This window comes from Flammeovirga kamogawensis (assembly GCF_018736065.1).
Classification (GTDB): Bacteria; Bacteroidota; Bacteroidia; order Cytophagales; family Flammeovirgaceae; genus Flammeovirga; species Flammeovirga kamogawensis.
The window spans coordinates 3,808,558-3,820,521 of record NZ_CP076128.1 but is presented as its reverse complement, the minus strand read 5'-3'; the positions used below and the strand labels follow the sequence as shown (position 1 = coordinate 3,820,521).

The 11,964-nt window shown below is 33.6% G+C and carries 12 protein-coding genes; all 12 read right to left on the bottom strand.

Annotation, left to right across the window (positions count from 1 at the left end; genetic code table 11):
* Positions 1–2: 2 nt before the first annotated feature.
* Positions 3–1,094 carry an AAA family ATPase gene (locus KM029_RS15460; RefSeq protein ID WP_144074100.1) on the bottom strand — a complete coding sequence of 364 codons (1,092 nt, stop codon included), beginning with the start codon at positions 1,092–1,094 and terminating at the stop codon, positions 3–5.
* Positions 1,095–1,136: 42 nt separating this feature from the next.
* Positions 1,137–2,435: a restriction endonuclease subunit S gene (locus KM029_RS15455; protein ID WP_144074099.1), complete on the bottom strand. Its 1,299-nt coding sequence runs from the start codon at positions 2,433–2,435 to the stop codon at positions 1,137–1,139.
* Between the two features lie 13 nt (positions 2,436–2,448).
* Positions 2,449–4,005 carry a type I restriction-modification system subunit M gene (locus KM029_RS15450; RefSeq protein WP_144074098.1) on the bottom strand — a complete coding sequence of 519 codons (1,557 nt, stop codon included), beginning with the start codon at positions 4,003–4,005 and terminating at the stop codon, positions 2,449–2,451.
* 201 nt (positions 4,006–4,206) lie between these two features.
* Positions 4,207–4,422 carry a hypothetical protein gene (locus tag KM029_RS15445; RefSeq protein WP_144074097.1) on the bottom strand — a complete coding sequence of 72 codons (216 nt, stop codon included), beginning with the start codon at positions 4,420–4,422 and terminating at the stop codon, positions 4,207–4,209.
* 11 nt (positions 4,423–4,433) lie between these two features.
* Positions 4,434–5,099 carry a hypothetical protein gene (locus KM029_RS15440; RefSeq protein WP_144074096.1) on the bottom strand — a complete coding sequence of 222 codons (666 nt, stop codon included), beginning with the start codon at positions 5,097–5,099 and terminating at the stop codon, positions 4,434–4,436.
* Between the two features lie 11 nt (positions 5,100–5,110).
* Complete coding sequence (locus KM029_RS15435) at positions 5,111–6,145, bottom strand: hypothetical protein (RefSeq protein WP_144074095.1); 1,035 nt, start codon at positions 6,143–6,145, stop codon at positions 5,111–5,113.
* Position 6,146: 1 nt separating this feature from the next.
* Positions 6,147–7,295, bottom strand: a complete 1,149-nt coding sequence (locus KM029_RS15430) for a DUF6371 domain-containing protein (protein WP_144074094.1) — start codon at positions 7,293–7,295, stop codon at positions 6,147–6,149.
* Between the two features lie 145 nt (positions 7,296–7,440).
* On the bottom strand, positions 7,441–8,832 hold the full coding sequence (locus KM029_RS15425; RefSeq protein ID WP_144074093.1) for a DUF3987 domain-containing protein: 1,392 nt from the start codon (positions 8,830–8,832) through the stop codon (positions 7,441–7,443).
* Between the two features lie 83 nt (positions 8,833–8,915).
* Positions 8,916–10,001 carry a tyrosine-type recombinase/integrase gene (locus KM029_RS15420; protein WP_144074092.1) on the bottom strand — a complete coding sequence of 362 codons (1,086 nt, stop codon included), beginning with the start codon at positions 9,999–10,001 and terminating at the stop codon, positions 8,916–8,918.
* Positions 10,001–10,306, bottom strand: coding sequence for a helix-turn-helix domain-containing protein (locus KM029_RS15415; RefSeq protein WP_144074091.1), 306 nt, complete (start codon positions 10,304–10,306; stop codon positions 10,001–10,003). Before KM029_RS15415 ends, KM029_RS15420 begins: the two co-directional genes overlap by 1 nt.
* A 168-nt stretch (positions 10,307–10,474) precedes the next feature.
* On the bottom strand, positions 10,475–11,233 hold the full coding sequence (locus tag KM029_RS15410) for a hypothetical protein (protein WP_144074090.1): 759 nt from the start codon (positions 11,231–11,233) through the stop codon (positions 10,475–10,477).
* Positions 11,230–11,778 carry a helix-turn-helix domain-containing protein gene (locus KM029_RS15405; protein WP_144074089.1) on the bottom strand — a complete coding sequence of 183 codons (549 nt, stop codon included), beginning with the start codon at positions 11,776–11,778 and terminating at the stop codon, positions 11,230–11,232. The genes KM029_RS15410 and KM029_RS15405 overlap by 4 nt, the downstream gene beginning before the upstream one ends.
* Positions 11,779–11,964 lie beyond the last annotated feature (186 nt).

Sequence of the window (11,964 nt, the reverse complement as noted above, 5' to 3'; positions counted from 1 at the left end):
CTTTATAAAGGTTGACCACCAATAATGTTTTTCTCCCAAACTTCTCCCATGGTATAGTCTTCTAACCAAACGCCTAACTTCTCTTTGTCAAGCGATTTAAAAGTCGTTGCCTTGCCTTTTCTATCAGCAACAATAATATCTTCTGGCTCAAAGTTATTGACAAGGTTGACCGATTGTGTAGAGATAATAATCTGTGACTTTTTTGAAGCAATACGAATTAGTCCTGCCAATTTATTAATGGCTACGGGATGAAGCCCCAACTCAGGTTCATCTATAATGATGGTAGCGGGTGGTTCGGGTTGCATAAGAAGTGTCACTAAAGCAATAAAACGGAGTGTACCGTCTGAAAGGTGATAGGCATTAAAAGTGGTATCTATACTGCCCTTTTCTTTCCACTCTAACTTGATGTACTCTGGAGATAACACCAAAGGTTCTAGTATAAAGTGATCAAAGAAAGGGGCAATAGATTGTATCAGCTTCTCTATACGACGGAAACTCTTTGGTGCTGTCTTTTTTAGTCGATATAAGAATGCAGGCAAGTTACTTCCGTCTTTTTTTAGTTTACGGTTATCGTTGACTTCGCAAGATTGCTTTAAAGGTGAAGTATCTCCTGTGTCGTGAAAATGGAAGACTTCGAATTGTTGGAGGAAAGGATTGACATAAGAAGCTTGTCTATCTTTCGCTTGTTTAAAGGTAGACTCTTCCATTAGTGTATTACTATGCTTTTGGTGAAATTTTGAAGCACCACTATAAAAGTAAGTATCGACAGACTGCACCAACAGTTTCCCTTGTGCTTCTTGTAAAGTAACATGAAAGCTGTTCATCTTTTTACCATCATCACCACTAAAAAGGATCTCAAGAACGATCTGTTGAGTATTCTTTACGCCAAAATGTAAAAGTGCATTTGCTCTCCCTTTACTTTCTACATACGTTTGAAGGTTCATTTCGTAAAGATTTCTAAGAAGCGTAAATGAGGAAATAAAGTTACTCTTCCCAACTCCGTTACCTCCTATGAGTAGATTGATTGGTCCTAACTTTACTTCCTGATTTTCTATCGACTTATAGCCTCTTATCCTTATGCTTCCAATATTCATATCCTATCGTTCCAATTTTACACTAAGGTACCACTTTCTAAATTAGTTCACTTCCACCTCTCCACTCATTAGCTTTGGTAGTAAGGTGTCGCGGAGGTTTGTGAGGTTTTGGATTTCTGTGTGATTATTTATCGTTTTTTGAAGTAATCCATCTAGCACATTACCTAAATGATACATCATTCTAGAAGGAGGTATTTTTACCATTGATTCATTAAGGTGCTCCCTTTTTATATGCCCCATTGTTGTCGCTTTATTAGCTGCGATATGAATAAACCTATCAAGATGGTATTTTGTCCACCAAAAGTAAAACCACTTTGGATATTCGTCTGATGTAACTTTGAATAAATGTTGGTTCAAGACACATTGTTCACCATTCCAAATCTTCACTAATAGAGTACCAGACCAAGAAAAAATCACATCTCCATTGTCTATGAGATACTTCTTGTCAATACTCTTTGACGCCATATCTGTATTTGTAGTTATGCCAGAACTTAACTCCCGTATTTTTAAAACAGGAATCTTATCATCTTCACTTTTAGGTGGATATTTCTGACAAGCAACACCATTCATATAAGATGCAATATCAACTAATGAACCAACTCTCCACCCCTCAGGTATCTCACCAAGCTCTGAAGCGACCATAGCTCCACCACTCGACTTATAAGGTTGTCCTGCTTCATTGGGAAACTCGAAGTCCACGAACCAACGCTTGAACAGGGTTTGTGCCATGTTCTCTAAGGTGGTGTTTTGTTGGCGGAGGAGGTGGATTTTTGATGTCAATGCATGAATACTATTAACTATCGCATCACTTTCATCTTTGGGAGGAATAGGTATTGGTATTTCCTTTAAGGAGGTAGTTGGTTGTCCAATAGCAGGAACTCCTGTTTGAGATGTATTTCTTAATAAGAAATGCTGGCCAATTCTAGATTTCAGATAGTAAAACACATATTCTGGACTAACTATTTCCTCATTAACAGTAAGCTTCATTCCTGATTGAGAAACAACGTATCTAGGATATTTACTATCTATTGGAATCATTCCTACTTGACCAATTGTTCCTCGATGAGTTAGAACTATATCTCTACGATAACAAATACTATTTCCTAAAGAATTTGCTTTTTCATCAGTTAAATAGACAAAATTATCATCATAAAACTGATAAGCATTCATATTTGCACCTCGAATTACAGGTACTCCTTTATCGACAAAATTATCACTCTTAATGTTTGAACCAAAAGGACCCATTGCTATTGCTCCTTTTTTATCAGCTTTTATCTCATCTATCGTTAAAACGTTCCAATGTGAAGGAATCCTTCCAACTTCTGTTTCTTTATGCTCCATTATTCTTCAAAGATTATATACTGAAACCAATTTTAGAAAGAGATTCTTTAATCTTTTGATCTAGCTGTTCAGCCTCATCCATTTGCCCTCTAAGCTCATCCGTATAAGTCTTCATCTTCTCATCAAAAGGAATCCCATCATCCTCTTCATCAGGAATACCGACGTAACGACCCGGAGTTAATACATATTTATGCTTTTGGATATCTTCTATCTTTGTAGTTTTACAGAACCCTTTCACATCTTCGTAGCTTTCCTCTTTCTTCTGCCAAGCATGATACGTTTCCGTCACCTTATCAATATCTTCCTGAGCAAAAGCACGGTGTGTACGGTCTTCCATATACCCCAATTCCGAAGCATCAATAAAGAGTGTTTCTCCCTTACGTGGTTTATCACGATGTAAGAACCAAACACAAGCAGGAATACCCGTATTAAAGAACAACTGCTTTGGAAGCATCAATACACACTCCACCAAATCGGTGTCAACCATTTTCTGACGTATTTCTCCCTCACCACTCGAATTAGAAGAAAGTGAACCGTTTGCCAATACTACCGCTGCTCTACCTCCCGTAGGATTAAGGTGATGAATGATGTATTGCATCCAACCGAAATTGGCATTACCATTAGGAGGTGTACCTAAACTCCAACGTGCATCATTTTGCAACTGATCTACACCCCATTCTTTCTGATTAAACGGAGGATTCATCAATACAAAATCAGCCTTTAAATCTTTGTGGGCATCACGCAAGAAAGAACCTTCCGCATTCCACGCCACATTGCCCCCTTCCATACCGTGCATGGCAAGGTTCATTCGGCACAGGTTATACGTAGTTTGGTTGCTCTCCTGACCATAGACCACAATATCATCTACATCACCATTATGTTTCTGTACAAACTTTTCAGACATAATAAACATACCTCCTGAGCCACACGCTCCATCGAGAATACGTCCCTCGTAAGGTTCTATCATCTCTACCATCATCTGTACAATAGACTTTGGTGTATAGAACTGTCCACCCTTCTTACCTTCCGCAGAAGCAAACTCCCCTAAGAAGTACTCATAAACGTGTCCTAATAGGTCTTTCTTCTTCTCTAGTGTTTCGCCCAAACCGATGTTAGAAAAGAGGTCAATCATACTAGAAAGGGTATCTTTATCGAGGTTATCCTTACCGAACACCTTCGGAAGTACCCCTTTTAAATCGCCATTTTCAGCTTCAATAAGCCCCATAGCGTTATCCAGTACGTTACCGATATTACCTTGGCGGTCATTATCGTTACGATCTGTATATTCTATAGATGTTTTAGTCGCATTGGCTTGTATAAACTGCCAACGTGCTTGTTCAGGAACGAAAAAGATACTCTCTGCAAGGTATTCGTCTCTATCTTCTGCATCATCACCGTCAGCCTCTAATTCTTGGTATTTCGCCTCAAACGTCTCCGATAGGTACTTGATGAAGATCAAACCTAAAGCCACGTGTTTATATTCTGCTGCATCAATGTTCTTACGCATCTTATCTGCTGCTTTGAAGAGTTGTTTTTCTAAGGGTTCTTTTTCTGCTACTTTCTTTGCCATATATCACCAGTTTACTATAGTCTTTTTTAAAGAAATAAAGATACACAGTTTGTAGAATAAAATATTAAAGCAAGACCTGTTTTATTAGATGTTACTTTAATATATTTAAGTTTTATATACACTATGTAGACTAACGCTCAAAAACATAAAAACAGACTCCCCTTTCGAGAAGTCTGTTCCAAGTTTAAAAACAACAACTTATTATTCTACATCAATATCTACCCTCCTTCTTTTTCTCTTTAACTTATAATGGTATTCTGTAAAACCACCCTGTAGCGTTTCTTCAAGTTCTGCTTCATCAGTAGTTTCTTCAAAAACTTCTTCTTGTTGCTCTAATTCATCATGAATTAGTTCTTCTTGTTCTTGTAGAATGCTTTCTTTTCGTGTTTTAGTAAACTTTAATGTTAGATTTAGCATTTTTATAAAATTTAAATATGTGATTTGATTTGTGAAATTACTGCTGTTGAAAAGTGAAAATGCACTTCTTCTAAATGTTCATTTTCATCGAACTTCCTTAACCCTTTTTCAAAAGAATCTGAAAGTTTTGAGACCAGCTTATACTCTTCCTTAAAAGTTTTATAGAGCAATGGAGATACTGACACTTCATTATTCCATTCCCATAGAGTATTGAAAGAATGTAATAATTCTTCATGTTCAAGTGGCTTATTGTTCAATTCCAAAACTTCTTCAAAATGTTCAGACAATTCCTCTTTTAGCCTCATCTCTTGGTCACGAAGTTCTATTGTTCCATTCAATTGATATGCCTCCAACTGACTATTTTCTAGCTTCTTTTTGTAACGAGATAATTCATCTTGCATCTTAGCTATCTGCTTTTTCATTGCTTTTGAAGTCTTCTCTTTTTTAGATTTCTTTTTCAACTTCTTTTTGCTAGAAATTGATCTGTATTCATCTTGGAGCAATGTGTTTTCTACTTCTTCTGTTCCCTCCAATAATTCATTTTCTTGTTGGGTGTTTACACTTCTGATAATCTCCCCTACTTTTGCATGAGACAGACCGACTTCTGCCCCAATTTTTCTGTACGACATTCCTTCTGCATGAAGGGCAATAATTTGCTTTTGTAATTGTGTTTCCATAATGATTAAAATTAGTTTTGCTCTTTTAAAGCTTGTTTAACTTGTGAGGGATTGAACCCCAGACTACATAGTTTTCGCATATCTCTGCATCCCTTGTCAATTGCATCTATAAGTGCCTCTTCTTTTTTAAGAATGGATGATTGATGTGGTGCTTCGGTACTATGATGACCGTATTTACCGTGTGGGTTTTCTTGTTCTATGTCTTGTGCTTGTAGTTCTTGATGTAGTGTTGTAAGTGCTGTTTTCCAATTCGGCTTTATTTTCACCAAAGTATTCAGTTCTTTAACTGATTGATAGCGATAGTAAACAATGAACCAATAACCGAATACGATGCCTAGATCAATGAGAAGGAATAAAGCTATTAATATTAACCTCGGTTCTTTACTCTCCTGATAAGCACTTTCAAGTTGTTCCTGATAGTAGTTATTTAATACCTCCTTATCTTTTTGCAGGTTAAGGTCAATCATTCTTAATCGATCTTCATATTGCAATACTCTAAGGTTTTCTTCCTTTGTAAGCATTTGTCCCCATCTAGATTTACTCGCTTTATCTAATTGCGCCAACTTCAATTCATAAAAGCTTTTCCTTAGATCTGCTGAACTATCAAGGGAAGTTATTTTCGCTTGGTAGTTCTCTGTTATTTCTGTGGTATCAAGCTTTACTTCTATATACCACTGGTCAATTCCTTTACAGGAAAAATAAACACTTCCAACACTGAAAATTATAGAAAGCAGTAGTAGTAATCCTATCGGTTCTTTTCTATATTTTGATGCAAATAAAGATGCTATGTTTACTGATTTTGAAATCTCCCAAATAAGAACAATTGGAAACGAAACCCATAAAGAAACTACAGGACTTAATAGTAAATTAAAAGTGGATTTTACAAACCAAAACCCAGAACACATACTTAAAATTGGAAGTATATATGTTAGTATTTTTACTGTTCCATAAAGTGCCTTATAACGAACTCCATAAGGTCTTGATTCTAATAATTCCGCATAGCTATTTACCTTTTGAATATAGCTTGCCAATTCAACTTTTTTCATCTTAAAATATTATTTTATTGTTATTTATAATTTGCTTACTTCCCCATTCTATTAATGAGATGATTACTTTATCAAGCATTGGATATCCACCTGTATTACAACCACTTACTGTGTTTTTTATATCCATGAAAGAATACGGATTTCCACTCTCAAACAATGGTCTATACAGCCCTACAATGTTTTTAGGATGAAGTAATAAATCATTCCCAAAGCGTTTTTTAATACTGTTTATTACCTTTTTATCGTTTAGTATTAAATCGGCTAAATCAGAACCATCTTTAATGGCTTCACCTATAGTTGACAACTGTATATCCACTTGAAATTTCAGTTGAATATCCATTGCTTTTTCTTTCCAAAGCTTCCGAGAATCATCACTAAAATCAGGTATCAGAATCACCTTTCTTCCTATCAATGCCTCTGCTTTTTCAAGGGTTAAACCATTCAATCCTTCTGCTGATAACCATAGATATTCAGGCTTCCAAAGTTCACCTAGTAAAGCCGTTTTTGCGGACTCTACTATAGCAATAGTTTTATCTAAATATTGATTCAAAAGATGCTCACCAAAGAAGCATTGCTTTAATCTGAAATTGGGATTTAGCTTTCCTTCTTTCTTTAAAATACTATGCAACCAATCCGTTGAATATCCACTTTTCACCCGTTTCAATTGCTGGTCATATCGCATGAGCTTTGCAGTTCGAATTCTATTTTGCTTATCAATTTGCCAGAACACAACTGCATCTTGCATAGCATGATCAAATTGGAAGTTATAGGCATTCAAATAATAGAGAGAATGTACATGCCAATAGGCTTCTGTGCCAAATTTGGCTAGTATCGAATTAGCAAATTGATTCTCTCCTTTTTGTTGATAAAGTAACTGACTATCTAATACATCAAACTCCTCCTTAACAGACAGTCTCTTAGGAACTGTAGTAACGTCTTTATTTGTGAATGATGGCTTTTTATGGTAACCGCATTTTTCTTGACGGTCACACCTACCTTCATCATCTTGGAGGTATTCATTAGTTTCAAAATTGAAATACCTTACCAATTTTTTCTTCCCACAATTAGGGTATATCACTTTCTTTGGGGTGTGATCTCCCCTTCGGGTATCCAGACTAATACTCCATTTTTGTTGGTTTAAAAATGTCATTTTTCTATTTTTTATTAATTTTTGGGTGTTAGTCTACATCTTAGTACACACACAATGTAGACTAACTCTTACTCTAAAAACTGCGTTTTCAGTAATGAAATGGGGGATTTCCACTACTTAGTATACAAAATCCACAAAGTATACACTAGGTCTTATTTTTAATGTATTCACCTCTCTTTTCTGTTTTTTGAAGCATCCCTTTCTCTAGTAGTTTAGGAAGTACTCTATTTTTGAAGTTTGAAGTCTTGATTCCTATACTTTCAGCCAATTTATTCAGCTCAGAAGTTGTGATAACTTGGTTATCTGGTATGGTATCTAGGAACTTTTGATGGTTTGTTTGTAAAGACGATTTATCATTCGTTTGTTCTAAAATATATGTTGCTGTTTCAATAAAATAATCACATAACAATTTTGCTTTTTCCATACTTGCTAACGAGATATTTTCAATACATACGCCTAAATCATCTCCATATAGTTGATCTAATACTTCTAATAATAATGCGAAACGAGGCATATAATTTCCTACTTTCTTATAAGCAGAAATAATATTCTCATCTTTAGTCTCTGAAGCTACCTTTATATAATGATTAACACTATGAATAAAATAGAGCATTGCTTCTTTAATCAACGGAATATTTCGTATTTCTTCACCTTGTAACATATCATACAAACTTTCCATTTTTTGATAAAAAGTCTCTAAACAATTACTAGAAAGTTCTTTATCTGAAAGATAATGTACACTCTCATTCTCTGGCATTATAAAAAGAATTCGAAATAAGAAGCCATTTGCACTATTTCCATTTTTTGTTAGTAGAGGTAAAATACTTGGTTGTATGCCTCCAATAATTGACAAAAAAGGATCTTTCACGAATAAATTTTTACCTACACGGTCTACTTCTCCAACTTGTCCATTAAACAAGCTTAAGAAAAATTCAGTATCAGCACCTTGTCTATATTGATTCATACTTTTGATCCAACCTATCAACTCATCTTTATAAAGCACCATAGCATCTTTCGCTAATAAATAGCAAAGTGATTCTTGAGTAGCATCAGAAGTTATTAATCGTTTTCGAGTTGGTTCTTCATTTTCTGCTTTATAGTCCTTTTTTTCTGCTTCACTCATTCCTGCAATAGCATCATTCCACTCTGCTTTCTTTACTTCATAACGTTCAATCTCTTTATCATTAATAGAAGTCAATACTTTTAGAATAATATTTATTGCAGGAGACTTACCTATACTTGAATTTCCAATAATAGCAGTATAGATACTAGGAATAGTGGTCCAACCTTTTTTAACAGTAATCTTGAAATATTTACCCACAATCACACTAAGTACAACAAGTAAAGTCATTGCTGTATATGATATCTCAAATGAAAATACAGCCTGTAATTCCAATAAGAGATCTTGAATGTATTTTGGAAATACATGTAAAGGAAATGGATATTTTACATCTTCTCGCACTGTATTTACAGGCAATACAGTATCTTCTAGGCTTGAAATGTTGTTCAAGTCTACTTTTTTTGGTACTTTTACCATAGATAGAAATTTGTGTAAGACACAAACTTTAAGAGTATAACAACCCCTATTGTTATACTTTTTTTATGCCTTACGGTTAATACTTACATAAATTGATCTAATGATCTACTTGCTTCTTCTTTTTTATCATTCATGAAATAAACATAACGTTCAGTGTTTGCTATATTCTGATGCCCTAGCATTTCTTTAATCGTATAAAGGTCATTACCAGAAGCATGCAACAGCGTACCAAATGTTCTTCTAAATGAATGAAATGTGATTCTTCTTTCAATACCTGCTCTTTGTAAAAAATCATTCAATAGCTTTTTTCTACCCATAAAAGATGCAGGGACATCAAAAATAAATTCTTGCTGACCATTCAATTTTTTCTGATATTCTAAAATTTGATTGACCATCTTGTTTTTAGGAATGAATACGTCATTATTTGTTTTATTCTGCGTCTTCAATAAATGTTGTCCTTCAATATCAGTCCATCTTAAATCTCGAATATCACCACCTCTTAACCCTGAAAAGACACTAAACATACAGTAATTCTTAAAGTTTTGGTCTTGAAAATCAGTTTTCACTAATTGAGTCACTTCCTCCTTTAACAAATAAGGTTGTATCTTTTTTTGGTTAGGAATATTCTTCACTCTAGAAAGTTTCATCTTAGATGATGACAAAACACCATCTTCAACTTTCTCTCTGCAAAAAATCATCATCAAATTAAAATATGCTGAAGCTGTATCTTGATTTATAGCTTCAGCATCTAATAGCTTTTGTCTAAAATCATTAATATGTCGATGAGAAAAGTTTTCAAAAGTCAAATTTGAAGCAAGATGTTTTTTTACCTTTTTAAACATAGACGTCCAATTATCACCTCCTTTTCTTTCTTTAATATACACCTCCAACGTAGGTACAACAAATTGTTTTCTACGCTCATGAACAAAAAGATTCTGAGGATCATTCTGAATTTCTAGTAACCGTTCGGCTCTAACCCTCTTTACATATTCAATAATTCGTTTGTTGTGGTCTTTTTCTTCCTTATTTTTCACTACTTTATGAACAAATGCATTGAGGGATTCTTTTTTTCTAACACCAAAATGGTAAAAATCGAGATATAAAAATAAACGATTACTATTCGCCTTTTTTTTAGACCGAGAACGATAATTTCTAATAGCAATTTTCATTAAAATTCATCATTTAAGCTCTCAACATTATGTTCCTGTAAAGAATCACCTATAGCAATCCATTCTTCTAATTCTTCTCTCAAAAAGAACTTTTTAGAACCTCTTTGTTTAAAAGGAATTTCCCCTTTCCTTATTAACCTATAAAGGTAAGCTCTTGAAAAGCCTAAGAATTCCATTGTTTGTTGAAAAGTCAAGATTCTATTAAAGACAAAACCATTGTCGTTAAATAAGTCTTTTTTTAATTGCTCTACGAATGTTTCATAATCCATTCCTTGCAGAATAATGTTAGTATTTTGTACTCCCATTTTTAATAAAAATTATTACTCTTTTGCTATTCGTGTAATCAGCTAGTTTTTGGGTGAATAACATCAGAGTATGTTTTTTTTAAATTCTGATTACAAAGCAAAGATTGCCGTTTATAGACGCTAATAGAATAACCCTTGTCTCAGACAAGGTGGCTTGACTTTTTCAATTTAATTTATTAAGAGATTGCTTTTTTCATCTAGTTTATCTTTTATAAGAGACATTTCTTCAGCAATCAGTTCATATCTTTTATTAAAATTTTCAGTGGACAGAATTTTTTCTAGTGTTTTTATATCAATTCTAAGCTGATATTCTTTCCCATTCTTGATGTACTCTTCTACATCAATATCTCCTGAATTATTGATCACATTTTTCCAAAAAGGATTCTTTTCTATTCTGCTATAACTCTTTTCTAAATTTTTATTATCAAAATACAACCCTATCAATTTTGCTGACTTTAATTCTTCCGCTCCTACATAAGTATCAGATAATTCTTTATAAAAATAAATGGCTAATGCATTTTCTGAATTAGACAAAGAAGAAGACAAAATGCCTCTTTCAAAATTAATTTCATCTGAGAAATAAGATGTATTGATATTCTTAAAATAAATCAGATTTGACTCTATCACTTTTAAACCATCTTCATCAAAATAATTCTGTTCTGACAACTCAAGTATTTTTTGAAGAACATCAATAGTTACTATTAACTTACCCTGAAGTTTGGTTGCTAGAGATTGTTTCATGGATACATTACTTCTTTTTTCCATCTTGTCTATCAAATCCTCAATTTCTACTTTAATATCTTTTATAAAGAGGTGAGGGTCTAAATAATCCTCATTAACAATAGCTTCTGTACACCATGTATCTAAGTTTTCTGATAATACTTCAAAGTCTAAAGCAAGAGAGTCTAATAATTCTACTACATTCATGAGTTAAATATTTTATTGATATCAGATTTTTTCACATACACTTTTGCCCCTTTCTGGAGCTTACGAATATCATTTCGTTTTATAAGATCATAAAGAGCTTTTGAGGATATTTTATACTTCTTTTCAACTTCCGAAATAGACCAATAAAAATTCATATTATTAGAAAGCTTTGTGGGGGTAGGTTGAATTTTGGATTTCTCTTTATTCAAACGCTTCTGTAAATAGTTTTCAATTTCTGCTTTGGGTATTCGAATATTTTTGGGAGTAATTCTTATTGACTTTAATTCTCCTTCAGCAAGTAGCTTGTACATATAAGTTTTCCCTATACCTAAAATCTCTTTTGCTTCTGATGGTGTCAATAATTCTTTGTGCTGAATATAGACTAAATCAATTGCTTTTGTATCTCTATTCTTTTTTTGTACTTTTCCATCTTTTTTAATTTGCTTATAGTGTTTCTGGTTACAAGAATGAGAGCAATACCTTGTGGTTACTTTCTGAGCTATAAAAGTTTTATTACAATATTGACATCTCTTTTCTATCTGCATTTCCGTATCATGTTTTATCAATGTGTATCATCGTGTATCAATGAGTCCACTAAATCACTATTGAAATTTTGATTAATTTTCAACGGACAAATTGCAGAACAAATATGTAATATCCAAACACAAAAAAAGGGGATTTCTCCCCTTTTTAGTATCATTCAGTATCACTTTCAATGAAGTAAACTTCTA